We start from the raw sequence: 18288 nt of genomic DNA, 5'->3' as shown, positions 1-18288 counted from the left end.
CGGCTGGCGTGCGGCTGGCTATGCTGCCCTTCTCATCATGAGCAAGGAACCCCCATGAACTGGTCTCTCAAGTCTTTTGAACAACTCGACGTCAACGAACTCTATGAACTGCTCACCCTGAGATCCCGGGTATTCGTGGTGGAGCAGACTTGCGTCTTTCTCGATATGGACGGCGTCGACAAGCGTCCCGACGTGCTGCACCTGCTCGGCTGGCAGGATGGGGCACTGGTGGCCTATGCCAGGCTGATGGCGCCCGGCGTGGCCAAGGCGCAGCAGGTGGTGATCGGTCGGGTGGTGACGGCGCCCGAGGCGAGAGGCGATGGCCTGGGCCATCGGCTGATGCAGCAGGCGTTGCAGGAGTGTATCCGGCTCTGGCCCGGGGTCAGCATCTATCTCGGGGCCCAGGCACACCTGCAAGGTTTCTACGGTCGTCACGGCTTTACTGCCGTGGGTGAACCCTATCTGGAAGATGACATTCCCCACATCGGCATGAGCTCCTCTTAATACCTTTTAAGCATAACAATGAAATTATTATGTCTTGAGGTAGTAAAGAAAACGGGTGCTCGGCGCCATGTTAGTGGGTACCCTCTGAGTGATTAATCGGCAACAGTTGATGGATAGGTTTTAAAAATGGTCTTTTACCCCATTAATTCAGAACAAGATTCAGCGATTGAGCCGTTGAGCCATTTTATTAGCGTTCGCCACTCGAGCGGCTGTCGCTGATGGAGTTGTTGCGCAAGCGGTTCGCACTGGACCTGCAAACCTTCGCCATCATCACCCTGGTGCTGGGCAATCTGGCCCAGGCCTTCTCCGACGTGCTGGTCAAGCTGATCGGCCCCGGCTTCAGCCCCTTCCAATACATGTTCCTGCGCCAGCTGCTGACCCTGCTAGTGCTGCTGCCCTTCATGCTGCGGGTACCGCGCTCGGCCTGGGGGCTGGGTGCCTGGAAATGGCACCTGCTGCGCGGCCACCTCTGCCTGCTTGGCGGTGGCGGCATGATGCTGGCCCTGACCCAGCTGCCGCTGGCCACGGCCAACGCCATCTTCTACGTCTCCCCGTTGCTGACGCTGCCGCTGGCGGCCTGGCTGCTCAAGGAGAAGATCAATTCCCGTGTCTGGTTGCTGGGAGGCATGGGGCTGCTCGGGGTGGTGTTCGTGCTGCGACCGGGGGATTTCCATCTGGCCGGGCTGGGCGCCCTGGTTACCGCCTTCACCCTGGCGCTGTTCAACATTACGGGGCGCAAGCTGCCAGCCGGGATCTCGGTGGTGGCGACCCTGTTCTGGGCCAATCTGCTGGCCCTGCCGTTGACCGCCGGGCTGGCAGTACATCAATGGCAGCCGGTGGACTGGCGACTGCTGGTGCTGATCGGCGGCAGCGGCGTCATGCAACTGCTCTATCATGCCAGCTGCTTCTACGCCTATCGCCAGGTTGAGGCCAACCGCATCGCGGCGACCGAGTACTCGGGCCTGATGTTCGTGGTGCTGCTGGGGGTCTGGCTGTTTGGCGAGATCCCGGCGTGGAACCTCTGGGTCGGGGTGAGCTTCATCCTGCTGGCCATTCACTGGCAGCGTCGATTGCGCTGATGACATGCCCATCGGCAGCAGGCCGGTGGGTGAGAAAAGCAGGCATCTTATGAGGCCGCTCTCTGTCATGACCGGGCAAACCGGTTATGCTGGGCGGCCTGTTGCTATCGGAACCCTGTCGTGACCCCTACCATCTTTGCTGCCATCCTGTTGGCCGCCCTGCTGCATGCGCTCTGGAATGCGCTGGCCAAGCGCCAGGCCGAGGGGCGCGTCAGCGTCTTGCTGGTCTCCCTCTGCTCCGGCCTGTTTGCCGCTCCCTTGCTGCCCTTGGTGGGCTGGCCGGTGGCGGTCGAATATCCCTGGCTGGCGCTCTCCATCCTGCTGCACTGCGGCTACTGTCTTTTTCTCGGTCGAGCCTACCGGCTGGGTGAGTTCGGCCAGATCTATCCACTGGCCCGGGGTAGTGCCCCTCTGGTGACCCTGCTGTTCGGGGCCCTGCTGCTGGGCGAAGTGCCGGGAATGGTGGCGGTGACGGGGGCCGTGGTGCTGGTGAGCGGCGTGCTGCTGATGGCATGGCGAGGTGGTCTGCGGCTGGCGCCGGCCGCGCTGCAGGCGGTGCTCATCACGGCACTGTTTACCGCCTCCTACACCCTGTCCGATGGGGCGGGAGCCCGCTCGGCCGGTGAGCCGATACGTTACACTCTCTGGCTGTTCGCCCTCACCGCGCTGATGATGCCGCTGCTGATGCGCTGGCAGAGTCGCACCGCCTGGCGCGAGCTGGGGCCTGCGGCGTGGCGCAGCGGCGCCATCGGGGGCGCCCTGTCGCTGTTGGCTTACGGTATCGTTATCTGGGCCATGACCAAGGCGCCCATCGGCCTGGTGGCGGCCTTGCGCGAGAGCAGCGTGCTGTTTGCGGTGCTGCTCTCCTGGGGTTGGCTGGGGGAGACGCTGGGGCGGGTCCGGTTGCTGGCCGCCCTGGTGATCCTGGGCGGCATCCTGCTGATCCGCCTCGGCTAGGGGGAGGCTGCTTAAGGCATCCGGGCCGGCCGGTCAGGGAGTGACCCGGGTAGTGAGGGTGAACCCCTCCTCACAGGTGGCCAGTTGCACCTGAACCTGCCCCAGTTCGGCCAGGCTGCCCACATGAGTGCCGCCACAGGGGATGGTGACCTCCCGGCCTTCCAGCGAGCAGTGCCAGTAACGGGAGTCGATGATCGCCTCGCCGGCCCGGCTGCGGCGAATGTCAGCCCCGCTTGCTACCCAGTCGGCCAACTGGCGGTTGACCTGCACTTCAATCTGCGCCAGATCTGCCAGCAGTGCCTCGCTGTTGACTCCCTTCTTGCGCAGGCTCTTGCCGATCCGGTACTGCTCGCGCGAACCCATAGGCTCGACCCGCGAGGTCTGGATGGCGAGGCGATCGAAGTCCGGCTGATCCAGCGCGTCCCGCTCGCTGACCTCTTTGCGCCAGTAAGGCATCAGCGCTTGGTTGAGCGCCAGTGCCGCCAGATGGCAGCCGCTGTGGCCCAGGCTCAGGGCGTGGCGGGTCTCGGCATCCACCCGCAGTGTCACCTGGCTGCCCACTGGCAGCGCACAGTGACCGGCCAGCGGGTGCACCACCACGAAGCGCCACCCTTCTGCACCCCGCTTGACCGGGATCGCCTGGTCGACGAACAGCTCCCCATCCGGACTGATGGTCCCCATGCGGCAGGGGCCGACGGTCGTGTCGCCGCCCTCCCAATGCACGGTACCTACGTCACCCGGCTGATCGGGCCAGAGGTGGCTCTGGGGATGAAAGGGGGTGAGGTCGGTGACCAGCAGGCTGGTGTCGCCGCTCTGGCAGAAGAGCACGCTGGCCTGCTCCTGATGGTGGCCCAGCACGAAGCTGGCTCGGGTATGTGGCATGGATGGCTCCCGCAAATCGAAGAGGAAGAGAGCCGCCAGCATACGCCAAAGCGCAGGCCGGCTCATTAACCTAGGTTAACGAGCCGGCCTTGGGAGGGGATGGTGGGCTAGATCATGGCGACCAGCAGGTAGGCGTTGAGCCCGATCACCAGGGCGACGATGAGGCGGCCGACCGCCTGGGTCACCGGGTGGTTGCGATACTCCCCCATCAGGGCGCGATCGCCGGTCAATATCAGCAGCGGGATAAGCGCCAGCGCGATGCCGAAGCTCAGCACCACCTGGCTCAGCACCAGGATCTCGGTGGTGTTGAGGCCCATGGCGATCACCACGAAGGCGGGAGCCATGGTGATGGCGCGGCGCAGCCAGAGCGGGATGGTGAAGCGCACGAAGCCCTGCATCACCACTTGGCCGGCCAGCGTGCCCACCACGGTAGAGCTGATGCCGGAGGCGACCAGCGAGAGGCCGAACAGGGTGGCCGCCGCCTGGCCCAGCAGCGGGGTCAGGGTCTGGTAGGCCGACTCCAGCTCGGCTACCTGCTGGTTGCCGGAGCTGTGGAAGGCGGCCGCCGCCATGGCCATCATGGCCAGGTTGACGAAGCCGGCGATGGTCATGGCGATGGCCACGTCGACCCGGGTGGTGTGCAGCCGCTGGGGGACCGAGCCCTGATCCTGGGTGTGCTGGGTCAGTGCCGAGTGCAGGTAGATGACGTGGGGCATCACGGTGGCACCGAGCACGCCGGCCGCCAGATAGACGGCGTCGCTGTTGGGCAGGCCGGGGAAGAGGGCGCCCTCCAGCAGGCTCGGTAGATGGGGGCGGGAAAACACCAGCTCGACGATGTAGGCCGCCGCCACGAACAGCAACAGGCCACCCACCACGAACTCCAGCGGTTTCTGGCCGCGGGACTGCAGCATCAAAATGCCCCAGGTGACCACGGCGGTGATGCCGGCCCCTTCCAGCAGGGTGACCCCGAGCAGCAGCTTGAAGCCCACGGCCGCCCCGATGAATTCGGCCAGATCGGTGGCCATGGCGATGATCTCCGCCTGTACCCAGTAGGCCCAGACCGCCGGCTTGGGCAGCCGGTCGCGAATGTGTTCTGCCAGGTTCTTGCCGGTGACGATGCCAAGTTTGGCCGAGAGGGTCTGCACCAGCATGGCCATCAGATTGGCCCATACCACTACCCACAGCAGCTGGTAGCCGAAGGTGGAACCGGCCTGAATGTTGGTGGCGAAGTTGCCCGGATCTATGTAGCCGATGGCGGCGATAAAGGCTGGCCCGAGCAGGGTCAGTTTGAATTTGCGGGCCGGGATGGCCGTGGTCAGCGCGGGTTGCATGGTATCAGCCTCCATAAGTGCATGGAGATAGAATAGATCTAAATGATAATTATTATCAATTGAAGTTTTGTATTGTTCCCATAGATAAAAACATCGGTGGCGGCTGGTTGCAGTGGGGGATGGGATTTTGTACAATACGCCGCCCTAGAAAAGCAGCGTCTAAACACCATTATGTTCCTTGCCTCCGAGGTCTGGCTGCACCTGGGCGGAGGCTGAATTAATCCGTAAGGAGCTAAAATGCGTCATTACGAAATCGTCTTCATGGTTCATCCGGACCAGAGCGAGCAAGTACCTGGCATGATCGAGCGTTACACCGGCGCCATCACCACCTCCGGTGGTACCATTCATCGCCTGGAAGATTGGGGCCGTCGTCAGCTGGCTTACCCGATCGACAAACTGCACAAAGCCCACTACGTTCTGATGAACGTAGAAGCAGAGCAAGCCGTTATCGATGAGCTGGAAACCAACTTCCGCTTCAACGATGCCGTTATCCGCAACATGATCATGCGCACCAAGCACGCCGTGACTGAAGTTTCTCCGATGGCCAAGGCCAAGGAAGAGCGCTTCACCCGTCGTGACGACGAGCGCCGCGAAGAAGCTACTGAAGCTGCTTCCGAAGAGTAATTCTGGATCACTGACTAGAGGATAAAGGCCATGGCACGTTATTTCCGTCGTCGTAAGTTCTGCCGCTTCACCGCCGAGAACGTTACCGAGATCGACTACAAAGATATCGTTACTCTGAAAAACTACATCACTGAATCTGGCAAGATCGTACCGAGCCGTATCACCGGTACCCGCGCCAAGTATCAGCGTCAGCTGGCACGCGCCATCAAGCGTGCTCGTTACCTGGCTCTGCTGCCGTACACCGATCTGCACAACAAGTAAGAATCGGTCCGGCGCTTAAGCCTAACTCAACGAAATTTATAGAGGAAAGGTAATGCAAGTTATCCTGCTCGACAAAATCGCCAAACTGGGCGGTCTGGGTGACCAAGTTTCCGTGAAAGCTGGTTATGCCCGTAACTACCTGATCCCGCAAGGCAAAGCTGTTATGGCTACCAAGGCCAACATCGAGACCTTCGATGCTCGCCGTGCTGAACTGGAAGCCAAACTGGCTGCCGGTAAAGCTGCCGCTGAAGAGCGCGCTGCCAAGCTGGGTGAACTGGCTGCCGTTGTTATCGCCTCCAAGTCTGGCGACGAAGGCAAGCTGTTCGGTTCCATCGGTACCCGTGACGTGGCTGAAGCCATCACTGCTGCCGGCGTAGCCGTTGCCAAGAGCGAAGTCCGCATGGGCAACGTTCTGCGTAACACCGGTGACTACGAAGTTGTTGTTCAGCTGCACGCTGACGTCAAAGCAACCGTACAGATCCAGGTTGTTGCCCTGTAATAGCGATTCGCTTTTGCAGAAAAACCCGCGCACTTGCGCGGGTTTTTTATTTTCAGGCCCAGGGTTAGAGTAAGGATCCGTTCTTCTGGAGGAGATCCCTATGGCCTGGGTCGAAGGTCGCGTCCTTGAGCGTATCGAGTGGACGCCCACCCTGTTCTCCCTGCGTGTGGCGGCCGAGCTGGCCCCCTACAAGGCGGGGCAATTCACCAAACTGGCCCTCGAGCAGGGCGATCGCCGCGTCCAGCGGGCCTACTCCTTCGTCAATCCTCCGTCAGCACCTTATCACGAGTTCTATTTCGTCGAGATCCCCGATGGGGAACTGACTCCGTCCCTCGGTTCCCTGCAAGCGGGCGACAGCCTGCTGGTGCAATCCCTGGCGACCGGTTTTCTGACCCTGGACGAGATACCGGCCGGGCGCGATCTCTGGCTGCTCTCCACCGGCACCGCCATCGGCCCCTTTCTCTCCATGCTGGCCGACGGGGAAGCCTTCGCCCGTTTCGAGAATCTGGTGCTGGTGCACGGGGTGCGCAAGGGGGAAGAGCTGAGCTACCGGGAGCTTATCGCGGGTTTTGCCACCCGCCACGGCGAGCGTTTTCGCTATGTGCCTTTCGTCAGCCGGGAGGAATGGCCCGAGGCGATGGCGGGGCGGATCCCGGCCGCCATCGCCGACGGTCGGCTGCAGGCGCGGGTCGGGCTGGAGTTTGCCCCCGAGCTGAGTCAGGTGCTGATCTGCGGCAACCCGGCCATGGTGAAGGAGACCCAGCAGACCCTGCTGTCATTGGGACTGGCCAAGAACCTGCGGCGGGCGCCCGGCAACATCAGTGCGGAGAACTACTGGTAGAGAAATGGACACAGGGGCCTCGGCCCCTGTGTCAGGGTGACGGGGATGACGATCAATTCTTCTTGCCGTTGCCTTTCTGCTTGTTGTGGCCCTGGCCCGGGTTGTTGCCGCTGTGGATGCTGCGGTTGTAGTGGTCCCGGTATTTGCCGTCCATCTTGTCGCAGTTGAGCTGGATGCGGCTGTCGCCGATGCCGAGATCCAGGCAGTTGTTTTGCCACCAGTCGTACTCTTTTTGATCCCAGTTGATGTCCAGCTTGATGTCGTCGGTGGAGAGTTTGACGCCATCGTTGTTCTTGGAGGGGGGCGCCGCCATGGCCACGCCTTGGACGAGCAGCAGGGAGAGCAGCAGTATGGATTTGTGCATGATGACCTCGAGTGCGGAAGGATTGGTCTCAGTGTAGAAGCTGACGCCTTAACCGGGCCGGAACCGGGCACGACATCAGTTGGCGGGCATGTCATGCCGGCTTGCCGCGGGTGGGCAGGCGATCAGGCTAGCGGGGTTTGCAGCGGAGGACAACGGGGAAGCGCCGACAATTTGCCCAATCTGGTCGCAGCCTGTCCGTTTGTGAAGGTATCTGAGTCAATTCAAATGATTAGCCTTCATTCTGTGGCTCGGCTGACTATAATCGGCAGCCAACTTTTCCTGCATATCGCACCCCCTTCATCATGACTACACAGGCTTCTACCGTGCTGCGCTACCCCAAGGGGTGGTTCGCCTTGACCACGGTGTACAGTTTTACCGGGCTGGCCATTCTGGCCTCCATCGTCTTCTCCCTGCTGCTGTTTCTCTCCATCGACGAGAATCCCCTGATGAAGTGGCTGTTCGGCGGCCTGGCCATCATCTTCGAGCTGGGCAAGTTCTACGTCTGGTACGAGTACGGCGAGTGCAAGGCGCGGCGTGAGCTGAGCGGGGCCTTCTGGTCGCTGCTGTTTTACAGCGTGCTGGCCGCCATCTCCATCGGTGGCAGCATCGGCGGCATCAACAGCGCCACCAACACCATCCTTAATCAGCAGGCGCGCCATGAGCGGGAGATCGCCCGCTTCGACGAGCAGATCGCCAGCATAGAGCGGCAGATCCAGCTCAACGAGGAGGCGGCCCGCAAGTACATCGAGATGGCGCGCATCTCCAGCGGCGTCAGCGGGTTGCAGCAGGCCAACACCAAGCTCAGGCTGCGCCAGGATGAGCTGCGCCAGGAGCGCGACGCCAAGCCCATCAACGAGCAATCCTCCATGCTGGGGCTGATGAGCAGCCTGGCGGACGGGGTGGGCATGAGCATCAGCCAGGTGCAGTTTCTGCTGGTCTGCTTCCTCTCCGTGCTGCTCGACGTGTTTGGCGCCTTCTTCGTCAGCTTGATCGGCGAGGAGAACCGCTTTCGCCGCAGCTGGCTGTGGCAGCAGGCCAGGGAGCAGACCCTGGCCCGCCAGGCGGAAGCGGCGGCCATGGTGCCCGCCGTGGTGGCCAGACCGGAACCCGAGCCGGAGGTGGTGGCTCAGGTGCGCAGCGCGCTGGAGAGCGGCGAGCTCAAGTGCAGCAAGCGGCGGGTCGCAGAGGCGCTGTCGCTGTCGCTGGAGGAGGTGGATCGGGTGTTCCAGCATCTGCTGACCCAGGGGGTGCTGGGGCAGGGCAGCAACCGCCACTACCATCTCAGCTCGCAGGGGAGTTGATCATCAGGCCACCGCAGGGTGGCCTTTTTATTGCCGTGCGGGGGCTGTGCTAGTGGGTCAGCACCATCATCAGGCTGAGGAAGGCGGCCAGCCCGCCGCCGATGCCGATGATCCAGTAAAAGCCCTTGGCCCCCTGTTTGAGCGGGATGCGGAAGTAGAGCAGAAACGCCCACCACCCCAGGGCCAGCAACAGAGGAATAAGAAACATTCGAGCCATGGTGTCCTCGCTGTTATTCTGTTGACCCTTGATCAATCAACAGGATGGATTGTGCAATGACGCAGCTACAGATTACCGCATTCGGTGACCCCTCGGTACTTCGGCTCAACCCTTCCCTGGACAAGGTGCCAGCCGACGGCGAAGTGCGGGTGCGCATCTGCTTTGCGGGGGTCAACCCCATCGATGCCAAGACCCGGGCCGGCCTCGGCTGGGCGGCGGCCCAGAACAAGGACAAGCTGCCCTGGACGCCGGGCTATGACGTGGCCGGGGTGGTGGAGAAGATAGGCCCCGGCGTCACCGCGCTGGCCGAGGGGGATCGAGTGTGCGGCATGGTGGGCTTTCCCCTCACGGCCGGTGGCTACGGCGAGTCCGTGGTGGCACGCGAGGAGGAGCTGGTCAGGCTGGAGCAGATTGGCCTCAGACAGGGGGCGGCGCTGCCGCTGGCGGGTCTCACCGCCTGGCAGGGGCTGTTTGAACACGGCGCCCTCAAGGCGGGGCAACGGGTGCTGATCCTGGCCGGTGCCGGCGGTGTCGGCCACCTGGCGGTGCAGTTTGCCAGCGCCTATGGCGCTGAGGTAGTGGCGACGGCGAGTCGCGACAACCACAGCTTCCTGCACGGGCTGGGGGCCAGTCGGATGGTGGATTACCATGACGCAGACTGGGTCGCCCAGGTGGGTCAGGTCGATCTGGTGCTGGATCTGGTGGGGGGCGAGAGTGGCAAGGCGGCGCTCGCCTGCGTCAAGCCCGGTGGCCGGCTGGTGACGGTGCCCACCATCAGCGCCCAGCAGATCAAGGATGCCGCGGCCGGCAGCGCCATCGAGGTGCTCGGCATGCTGGTACACCCCGACCGCCAGCAGCTGAGCCAGATGCTGACCCTGCTGCGTCAGGGCGAGGTTCAGGTCACGGTCGCCGGGGAGTATGCCCTGGCCGAGGGGGCGCTGGCCCATCAGGCCATCGAGCAGGGCCACGTGCGTGGCAAGCTGTTGCTGCGCATGCCCGCCGCGGACGCTCTGGCCGAATGAACGGCATCACCGAGCTGGGGCTCGGCTGGCTGTTTCTGAGCGCCTTCACCTCCGCCACCCTGCTGCCCGGCAGCTCGGAAGTGCTGCTGGGGGCCATGGCGACCAAGGGGGAGTGGAGCATGGCCAGCCTGCTGCTGTGGGCGACGCTGGGAAACACCCTCGGCTCCATGACCACCTGGTGGCTCGGCTGGCTCGCCACCTTCAAGAAAAAACCGGAAGATTTTCAAGGCCGTGGGGAACAAAAAGCCCTCGGCTGGCTCAAACAACATGGCCACTGGTGTCTGCTGCTGGCCTGGACGCCGGTGATCGGCGATGGTCTCTGTCTGCTGGCCGGTTGGCTGCGTCTCTCCTTCTGGCGCTCTCTCATTCTCATCGGGCTCGGCAAATTGTTGCGTTATGCCCTGGTCTTTCTGCTGGCCAGGCAGATCTTCTAGCTTCACTCACGAGGTAACCGTGAACAAACTCATTCCATTAAGCATGCTTCTGGGCTTCTCCCTGCCCGTGCTGGCGGCACCCACCCTGGTGTCGGAACAGGTCAAGGAAGAGGGCAAGCTCGGCATTCCCTACCAGATGTACAAGCTGGACAACGGCCTGACTGTCATTCTGGCGCCCGACAAATCCGATCCCCTGGTGCACCTGGACGTCACCTACCACGTGGGCTCGGCCCGCGAGCAGGTGGGCAAGTCCGGTTTCGCCCACTTCTTCGAGCACATGATGTTCCAGGGCTCCAAGCATGTGGGGGATCAGGAGCACATGCGGATCATCAACGAAGCTGGCGGTGACATGAACGGCACCACCAACAAGGACCGCACCAACTACTACGAGACCGTGCCGGCCAACCAGCTGGAGAAGGTGCTGTGGCTGGAGGCCGACCGCATGGGCTTCTTGCTCGATGCGGTGAGTCAGAAGAAGTTCGAGATCCAGCGCGCCACCGTCAAGAACGAGCGGGCCCAGCGCATCGACAACCAGCCCTATGGTCTGGTGAGCGAGAAGGTGGGCGAGGCGCTCTACCCGCGCACCCACCCATACTCGTGGCAGCCTATCGGTTATGTGGAGGATCTCGACCGGGTAGACGTCAACGACCTCAAGCAGTTCTTCCTGCGCTGGTACGGCCCCAACAACGCCACCCTGACCCTGGGCGGTGACTTCGACACCAAGCAGGCGCTGGCCTGGATTGAGCAGTACTTCGGCTCCATCCCGCGCGGCCCGGACGTGGCCGAGCCGACCCCCCAGCCTGTCACCCTGCCCGAAACCCGTTACGTGACGCTTGAGGACAAGGTGCACCTGCCGCTGCTCTACATCAGCTACCCGACCGTGTCGCTCGGCGATCCGCAGGAGCCGGCGCTCGACATGTTTGCCGATGTGCTGGGCGGCAGCGCCAGCTCCATGCTCTACCAGTCGCTGGTCAAGAGTGGCAAGGCGATTGATGCGGGCGCCTCCCACTACTGCGAGGAGCTGGCCTGTACCCTGACCGTCTACGCCTATCCCAACCCGGCGGTGGACGGCAGCCTGAAGACCCTCAAGAGCGAGGTGGACAAGGTGATCGGCGAGTTCGCCGGTCGCGGCCTCAAGCCGGAGGATCTGGAGAAGGCGATCAACAGCTATCGCGCTTCGGCCATCTGGGGTCTGGACAGCGTCTCCGGCAAGGTGAGCCAGCTCGCCATGGGCCAGGTGTTCGCCCAGGATCCCAACTATGTGTTCAAGAGCCTGGATGCCATCGGCAAGGTGACCCCGGAGCAGGTCAAGATTGCCTACGACAAGTTCATCCTGAACAAGCCGGCGGTGGTACTGAGCGTGGTGCCCAAGGGCAAGAGCGACTGGCAGGCCGCCAAACCCAACTTCACCCCGGCCAAACGCGAGCTGCCGGATTACAGCAAGCATGATCAGGTGCTGGCCGAGCGACCGGTGAAAGACGACTTTGATCGCAGCGTGCAGCCCAAGGCGGCCGATGCGGTGAGCGTCAAGGTGCCGGCCATCTGGCACGGCAAGCTCGACAAGGGGATCGAGATCATCGGCACCCAGAGCGACGAGATCCCCGCGGTCTCCATCATGGTCGCCCTGCCGGGCGGCATGCGTGCCGAGGGCAAGGGCGAACTGGGGCTGGCCAGCCTCACCGCCAGCATGATGGGGCAGGGCTCGGTGCGCCTGACCGAGGCCCAGCTCAGTGACGAGCTGCAAAAGCTCGGCTCCAGCGTCAGCGTCTCCAGCGCCCAGTACAACAATCTGGTCACCATCAGCAGTTTGACCGACAAGCTGCCGCAGACCCTGGCGCTGGTGCGCGAGGTGTTCGAGCGGCCCGGCATGCGCGAAGCCGACTTCGAGCGGGTCAAGGCGCAGATGCTGCAGGGCATGAAGCAGAGCGAGCAGCAGCCGGAGTGGCTGGCCGGTCAGGCATTCCGCGAGCTGGTCTACGGCAAGCAGAACCGCCTCGGTCAGCCGGGTGACGGCGTGCTGGCCGACGTCGAGAAACTGACCCTGGCGGACGTGAAGCGCTTCTATCAGAACTACTACAACCCGACCAACGCCAAGGTGGTGGTGGTGGGTGACGTGACCCAGGCCCAGGTGGAGGATCAACTCGCCTTCCTGACCCAGTGGAAGGGGGCCGAGCCCTCTCTGGGCAGCCTCAAGCCGGCGGGCGAGCAGGCCAAGCCGGGCATCTATCTGGTGGACAAGCCGGGGGCGCCCCAGTCGGTGATCCGCATCGGCCGCCGCGCCATGCCGTTCGATACCACGGGTGACTACTTCACCGCCGGGCTGATGAACTTCAACCTGGGCGGCAACTTCAACAGCCGCATCAACCTCAACCTGCGCGAAGACAAGGGCTACACCTATGGTGCCAGCTCGGGCTTCTCCGCCAACCGGGAGGCGGGTACCTTCGCCACCGGTGCCAACGTGCGGGCCGATGCGACCGTGGATGCCATCCGCCAGTTCCTCAAGGAGATGGACAACTACCGCAAGAACGGGCCGACTCCGGTGGAGCTGGCCTATATGCGCAGCGCCGTCTCCCAGCAGGATGCGCTCTCCTACGAGACCCTGGGCCAGAAGGCGGGCTTCCTGCTGCAGATGATCATGTACGACCTGAAACCGGACTATGTGCAGGCCCAGAACAACCTGATCAAGACGGTGTCGGCCGAGACGCTCAAGGCCAGTGCGGCACGCTGGCTTGACCCGGCCGAGATGGTGATTGTGGTGGTGGGGGACAAGCAAAAGCTTGAAAAACCCTTGAAGGAGCTTCATCTTCCCATCTATCCGCTGCAGCTGCCCTGAGGGCGCTACATAATAAAGAGTGCCGCCCCCCTGTGGGGCGGCCACACATGAGCCGTGAATATGACTACGACAAGCTTGTCACTCACCGAGTTGTTGACCGCCCTGGGTTCGCCGGAACGGCTGACCGCCCTCAAGGGGATCCGGCGCGGGATCGAACGTGAATGTCTGCGCATCACCCCGGAAGGAACCCTGGCCCAGACCGATCACCCCCGCAGTCTGGGCTCGGCGCTGACCCATGCCAACATCACCACCGATTACTCGGAGAGCCTGCTGGAGTTCATCACGCCGGCCACCGACTCCATCGACAGCCTGATGGAACAGCTTGGCGACATCCACCGTCACACCATCCACCATCTCGGTGATGAGCGGATCTGGCCGCTCTCCATGCCCTGCTTCGTCGGCGACGAGGAGAACATCCGGCTGGCCCAGTACGGCAGCTCCAATATCGGCCGGATGAAGACCCTCTACCGGCAGGGGTTGAAGAACCGCTACGGCAGCCTGATGCAGGTGATCGCCGGGGTGCACTTCAACTTCTCCATGCCGGACAGCTTCTGGTGCGAGTGGCAGGAGCTGGTGTGCGAGGGATGCTGCAGCCAGCGCTTCATCTCCGACAAGTACATGGGGCTGATCCGCAACGTCTACCGCTTCGGCTGGCTGGTGCCCTATCTGTTCGGTGCCTCGCCGGCCATCTGCGACTCCTTCCTCAAAGGGCGCAAGAGCAATCTGCCGTTCCAGAAGACCGGCAAGGGCACCCTCTACCTGCCCTACGCCACCGCGCTGCGGTTGTCGGATCTGGGCTACACCAACAGTGCCCAGGCGGGGCTCAAGATCAGCCACGACAGCCTGCCGGCCTATGTGAGCAGCCTGCGTCGCGCCATCAACACCCATGATCCCGACTTCGCCAAGATCGGCGTCAAGGTGAACGGCGAATACCGTCAGCTTAACGACAACGTGCTGCAGCTGGAGAACGAGCTGTACGCCCCGATCCGGCCCAAGCGCACCCCGCGCAGCGGCGAGAAGCCGTCGGATGCGCTGGAGCAGCGCGGCATCGAGTACATCGAGCTGCGCACCGTGGACGTGAACCCCTTCACCCCGTACGGTATCGAGGTGGATCAGATCCGCTTCTTCGACCTGTTCCTGGTCTGGTGCCTGCTGCGCCCGTCCCCGGTGCTGGGCGACGAGGAGATTGCCCGCAATCGCCGCAACCAGACCAAGGTGGTGCTGGAGGGGCGTCGTCCCGGTCTCGAGCTGGAGGACGAGCAGGGTCATGCCATCGGCCTGAAGGAGTACGGCCTCAAGCTGTTCGACGAGCTGGCCGAGGTCGCCGCGCTGCTGGATCGCTGCTGCGGTCGCAATCGCTACCGCGAGACCCTGGCGATGCACCGCGAGAAGCTGCTCAACCCCGAGCTCACCTACTCCGCCCGCCTGCTCAAGCAGTTGCTGGAGAGCGGCCAGGACAACGGCTGCTTCGGCGACGAGCTGGCCAACCGCTACCGGGAAGAGATGCTGGCCGGTGAGCTGCAGTACTGGGACGAGGCCTACTTTGCCGGCGAGGCCCGCGACTCGCTGGCCAAGCAGCGGGAACGCGAGCGCAGCGACAGCCTGTCGTTCGACGACTTCCTGGCCGACTACTTCGGGACCAGCAAGACCCCGGCCTGACGGGATCCACTTCTGCTGCAAGCCGCTCTTCGGAGCGGCTTTTTTATGGGCGGTCTCCAGTGGGCGCTTGGTCGTCACGGGCCCGAAAATAACTGTGAGTCAGCCTTCACTTCAGCAGCGCGATGGGCGGTTTTATTGTCAATCGGCTCACATTTTCCTCTTTTGCAGCTTGAGTCTGATGGGCTTGCCGCCTAATTTCTCGATCACTGAAACGATTCAGCTTAAGCAAAAACAAGAGACACGAGGATAAATCCATGTTGAAGAGACTTTCCATTGCCGTACTGTTCGCGCTGGGCGCCAGCTCGGGCCAGGCTGCCGAATTCCTGCTGACCGACTCCCAGCAGGGGCTGGATGTGGGGGACTGGAAAATCACCAGCGACAAGCTGGGGATCAAGAGTCCGGCACCGTTCAGCATCGAGAAGAAACGGCTGCATGGCGGCCGTCAGGAGGGGGTGGACCTGCTGATTGTCGACAACGGGGTGATGAAGATAACCCTGATCCCGACCCGCGGCATGGGGATCAAGGAGGTCAGAGCCGCCGATCTGCGCCTCGGCTGGGATTCGCCGGTCAAGGAGGTGGTCAATCCGGCCTTCATCGATCTGGAGAGCCGCGCCGGGCTCGGCTGGCTCGATGGCTTCAACGAGATGTTGGTGCGCTGTGGCTATGAGTGGACCGGTCACCCGGGAGTGGATGACGACGGCCGCCTCAAGAGTCTGCATGGCCGGGTGCAGAACATACCGGCGTCTGTGGTCAGCGTGACCATCGACGAGGAGCCACCCTATGCCATTCACGTGCTGGGCCGGGTGGATGAGCGCACCTTCAAGATGAGCGAGCTGGTCACCTGGACCCAGCTCAGCGTGGTGCCCGGTCAGGTGGAGTTTGCCCTGCAGGACAAGCTGACCAACCACGCCGACTACGAGAACGAGTACCAGATCATCTACCACGGCAACTTCGGGGCCCCCATCTTGGAGGAGGGCGCGCGCGTCAGCACCCCGGTGAAGCAGATCTCCCCGTTCAACGACTACGCCAAGGGAGGGCTCAAGAGCTGGCAAACCTATCTGGGGCCGACCAAGGGCTTCGATGAGATGGTGTTCAACCTGGTGCCCTACAGCGACGCCGAGGGCAATACCCTGGCGGTGCTGAACAATCGGGCGGGCAGCGCCGGGGTGGCGGTGGGCTACAACACGCACCAGTTGCCCGTGCTGACCCTGTGGAAGAATACCGATACCCGGGCCCAGGGTTATGTGACGGGTATCGAGCCCGGCACCAGCTATGCCTACAGCACCAAGTACCAGCGTCCGCTGGGGCTGGTCCCCAAAATTCAGCCGGGGGAGACCAAGACCTTCGATCTGACCTACCGCCTGCTGCAGAATGCCGGCGAGGTGAAGCAGGCTCTGGCCAGAGTGGAGCAGATCCAGGCTGGTCGGCCCACCGAACTGCGCGAGCAACCCCTGGTCAAGCTGCCGTAAGTGACGGACAAACAGCAAAAAGCCGCTCTTGAAGCGGCTTTTTTATTTCCGGAAATCCGAGCGGCCTTAGACGTGGTTGTACTCAGACATGGTTATACATGGCCTCGATTTCGCTCTGGTACTTGGACTCGATGATCTTGCGGCGCAGCTTCATGGTCGGGGTCAGTTCTCCCAGCTCCATGGAGAAGGCGCTCGGCAGCAGGGTGAACTTCTTCACCTGCTCGAACTTGGCCAGCTCTTTTTGCAAATCCTGAATGCGCGCCTCGAAGAACTCCACCACCTTGGAGTGGCGCAGCAGCTCGGTCTTGCACTGGTACTGCAGGTTGATGGAGCGGGCGTACTCTTCCAGCGACTCGAAGCAGGGCACGATCAGCGCCGATACGAAGTGGCGGGCATCGGCGACGATGGCGATCTGCTCGATGAAGCGATCCTTGCCGATGGTGCCTTCCACCAGTTGCGGGGCCACATACTTGCCGTTGGAAGTCTTCATCAGCTCCTTGAGGCGCTCGGTGAAGTAGATGTTGCCTTCGCTGTCGAGTTCGCCAGCATCGCCGGTACGCAGGAAACCATCCTCGGTCATCACCTCGGCGGTCGCTTCCGGCTTGTTGTAGTAGCCGCGCATCACGGTGGGGGAGCGCACCAGCAGTTCGTTGTTCTCACCCAGCTTTACCTCGATGCCGCAGAGCGCCGTGCCGATGGAGCCCAGCTTGAACTGGCTGTCTTCGTAGCAGCAGACGGTGGCGGTGGTTTCGGTCATGCCGTAGCCGTACTTGAGGTTGAGCCCCATGGCCTGGAAGAAGAAGTTCACCTCGTCGGCGAGGCGGGCACCAGCCACCGGCAGGAAACGGGTGCGGCCGCCGAAGCGGGCGCGCAGCTTGCGAAATACCAGTCGCTCGGCGAGCCAGAGCTGGCCGTAAAGCAGCGGCGAGGCGGTTTTGCCCGCCTGGCGGGTGGCGACCATCTGCTTGCCCACTTTGGTGGCCCAGCCGAACAGGGCCTGGCGCAGGCGCGGCGCCTGCGCAACCTTGGCCTGGATCATGGCGTAGGCCTTCTCGTAGAGGCGCGGCACGGCGCACATCACGGTCGGCTGCACCTCGCCGATGACATCCATCACCTTCTGCGGATCGCGGATGTAGACGTTCTCGGCGCCGCAATAGAGCACGTAGTAGCTCCAGGCCCGCTCGAACACGTGGCTGAGCGGCAGCATGCAGAGCGACACATCCTGCTCGTTCAGATCGAGGCGGCTGTTGTGCATCTCGAAGCAGGCGGCGATGTTGGCGAAATCGAGCATGACCCCCTTGGGCTCGCCGGTGGTGCCCGAGGTGTAGATCAGGGTCAGCAGGTCGTCCATCCGGTACTGGCTCTCGCGCTCGCGCAGCACCTGCTCGCTGGGCTGGTGATTGCCGGAGGCCAGAAACGTCTGGAAGTGGCTCGCCTGCGGGCAGCCGCGCAGGTTGACGCTGCCGTCGAGGGTGACCAGCTGGCGGATCTCGCCGCTTTCAATCAGTTGCAGCGCCTGGTCGTACTGAGGCTGTTCGCCGACGAACAGCACCTTGATGCCGGCGTCTTTGACGATGTAGCGCAGCTGATCGAGCGTGCTGGTGGGGTAGATGGGGACGCTGACGCCGCGGGCGGCCAGGATGCCGAGATCGGCCTGGGTCCACTCCGGCATGTTGCGGGCATAGATGCCGACCATCTCGGTGGGCTGGTGGCCGGCGCGGATCAGCGCCTGGGCACAGTAGTCCATGGCCTGTCCCAGAGTACGCCAGCCGATGGCACGCCACTGGCCATCCTGTTGTACGCGCAGGGCGGCCTTGTTGCCAAGCCGGGCGATACGCTCCCGCATCAGTCGAACCAGGTGGTGTTTCGGCATCAGTCAGACATCCTCAAGTAACAGTTGTACGCCCTAAGGGGCACTGAAAAATCGCGCTGGAGTTTAAACTCTAAGATTACAGCTTACAAGTGTTCGCCATTTGTCTTGGATCACAAAGTCGTCAATTAGGGTGAGCTT

18 protein-coding genes are annotated in these 18288 nt (G+C 62.7%); 13 read left to right on the top strand and 5 right to left on the bottom strand.

The window, feature by feature from the left end:
• Positions 1-54 precede the first annotated feature (54 nt).
• The 3 genes from OKC44_RS10935 to OKC44_RS10925 all read left to right on the top strand — a co-directional run bounded on the left by OKC44_RS10935 (position 55) and on the right by OKC44_RS10925 (position 2540).
• The gene (locus OKC44_RS10935) at positions 55-504 is read left to right on the top strand and encodes a GNAT family N-acetyltransferase (protein ID WP_044799163.1); all 450 of its coding nucleotides are present in this window, start codon (positions 55-57) and stop codon (positions 502-504) included.
• A 218-nt stretch (positions 505-722) separates the two neighbouring features.
• A complete protein-coding gene (locus OKC44_RS10930) occupies positions 723-1583 on the top strand; it encodes a DMT family transporter (protein WP_029301975.1) in 861 nt (286 codons plus the stop codon).
• 120 nt (positions 1584-1703) lie between these two features.
• Positions 1704-2540: a DMT family transporter gene (locus OKC44_RS10925; protein ID WP_270812818.1), complete on the top strand. Its 837-nt coding sequence runs from the start codon at positions 1704-1706 to the stop codon at positions 2538-2540.
• A 33-nt stretch (positions 2541-2573) separates the two neighbouring features.
• Here the strand turns inward: OKC44_RS10925 and OKC44_RS10920 are convergent, their stop codons facing one another.
• A complete protein-coding gene (locus OKC44_RS10920; protein WP_270812816.1) occupies positions 2574-3464 on the bottom strand; it encodes a hypothetical protein in 891 nt (296 codons plus the stop codon).
• Positions 3465-3529: 65 nt separating this feature from the next.
• Positions 3530-4753, bottom strand: coding sequence for an Nramp family divalent metal transporter (locus tag OKC44_RS10915; protein ID WP_016349448.1), 1224 nt, complete (start codon positions 4751-4753; stop codon positions 3530-3532).
• A 237-nt stretch (positions 4754-4990) separates the two neighbouring features.
• Here OKC44_RS10915 and rpsF point away from each other — a divergent pair, with 237 nt between their 5' ends.
• From rpsF to OKC44_RS10895, 4 genes are all read left to right on the top strand, one after another.
• Complete coding sequence (rpsF, locus tag OKC44_RS10910) at positions 4991-5377, top strand: 30S ribosomal protein S6 (protein WP_005308887.1); 387 nt, start codon at positions 4991-4993, stop codon at positions 5375-5377.
• 30 nt (positions 5378-5407) lie between these two features.
• Positions 5408-5638, top strand: coding sequence for a 30S ribosomal protein S18 (gene rpsR, locus OKC44_RS10905; protein ID WP_005308890.1), 231 nt, complete (start codon positions 5408-5410; stop codon positions 5636-5638).
• Positions 5639-5690: 52 nt separating this feature from the next.
• The gene (rplI, locus tag OKC44_RS10900) at positions 5691-6137 is read left to right on the top strand and encodes a 50S ribosomal protein L9 (RefSeq protein WP_011704669.1); all 447 of its coding nucleotides are present in this window, start codon (positions 5691-5693) and stop codon (positions 6135-6137) included.
• Between the two features lie 100 nt (positions 6138-6237).
• Positions 6238-6978: a ferredoxin--NADP reductase gene (locus OKC44_RS10895; protein WP_039214232.1), complete on the top strand. Its 741-nt coding sequence runs from the start codon at positions 6238-6240 to the stop codon at positions 6976-6978.
• A 52-nt stretch (positions 6979-7030) separates the two neighbouring features.
• On the opposite strand, the gene OKC44_RS10890 is transcribed toward OKC44_RS10895, so the two are convergent.
• Positions 7031-7342 carry a hypothetical protein gene (locus OKC44_RS10890; RefSeq protein WP_201906148.1) on the bottom strand — a complete coding sequence of 104 codons (312 nt, stop codon included), beginning with the start codon at positions 7340-7342 and terminating at the stop codon, positions 7031-7033.
• Between the two features lie 302 nt (positions 7343-7644).
• On the opposite strand from OKC44_RS10890, the gene OKC44_RS10885 reads away from it, so the two are divergent.
• The gene (locus OKC44_RS10885; RefSeq protein WP_270812814.1) at positions 7645-8643 is read left to right on the top strand and encodes a Preprotein translocase subunit SecY; all 999 of its coding nucleotides are present in this window, start codon (positions 7645-7647) and stop codon (positions 8641-8643) included.
• A gap of 49 nt (positions 8644-8692) precedes the next feature.
• On the opposite strand, the gene OKC44_RS10880 is transcribed toward OKC44_RS10885, so the two are convergent.
• Positions 8693-8860 (bottom strand): hypothetical protein, encoded by a 168-nt coding sequence (locus OKC44_RS10880; RefSeq protein ID WP_005308905.1) that lies wholly within the window; start codon positions 8858-8860, stop codon positions 8693-8695.
• 56 nt (positions 8861-8916) lie between these two features.
• Between OKC44_RS10880 and OKC44_RS10875 the strand changes: the two genes are divergently transcribed.
• From OKC44_RS10875 to OKC44_RS10855, 5 genes are all read left to right on the top strand, one after another.
• Positions 8917-9882: an NADP-dependent oxidoreductase gene (locus OKC44_RS10875; protein WP_270812811.1), complete on the top strand. Its 966-nt coding sequence runs from the start codon at positions 8917-8919 to the stop codon at positions 9880-9882.
• Positions 9879-10316, top strand: coding sequence for a YqaA family protein (locus tag OKC44_RS10870; protein WP_029304641.1), 438 nt, complete (start codon positions 9879-9881; stop codon positions 10314-10316). Before OKC44_RS10875 ends, OKC44_RS10870 begins: the two co-directional genes overlap by 4 nt.
• A 19-nt stretch (positions 10317-10335) precedes the next feature.
• Positions 10336-13149: a M16 family metallopeptidase gene (locus OKC44_RS10865; protein ID WP_270812808.1), complete on the top strand. Its 2814-nt coding sequence runs from the start codon at positions 10336-10338 to the stop codon at positions 13147-13149.
• Between the two features lie 60 nt (positions 13150-13209).
• A complete protein-coding gene (gshA, locus tag OKC44_RS10860; protein WP_029301984.1) occupies positions 13210-14808 on the top strand; it encodes a glutamate--cysteine ligase in 1599 nt (532 codons plus the stop codon).
• 254 nt (positions 14809-15062) lie between these two features.
• A complete protein-coding gene (locus OKC44_RS10855) occupies positions 15063-16277 on the top strand; it encodes an aldose 1-epimerase family protein (protein ID WP_270812805.1) in 1215 nt (404 codons plus the stop codon).
• A gap of 82 nt (positions 16278-16359) precedes the next feature.
• On the opposite strand, the gene OKC44_RS10850 is transcribed toward OKC44_RS10855, so the two are convergent.
• Complete coding sequence (locus OKC44_RS10850) at positions 16360-18150, bottom strand: AMP-dependent synthetase/ligase (protein ID WP_270812804.1); 1791 nt, start codon at positions 18148-18150, stop codon at positions 16360-16362.
• Between the last annotated feature and the right edge of the window lie 138 nt (positions 18151-18288).

Origin of the sequence: Aeromonas sp. S41-2 (genome assembly GCF_027705845.1) — a bacterium.
In the GTDB taxonomy this organism is placed as follows: domain Bacteria; phylum Pseudomonadota; class Gammaproteobacteria; order Enterobacterales; family Aeromonadaceae; genus Aeromonas; species Aeromonas hydrophila.
Note: the sequence above shows the minus strand (reverse complement) of the source record. Positions and strands in the feature narration are given on the sequence as shown.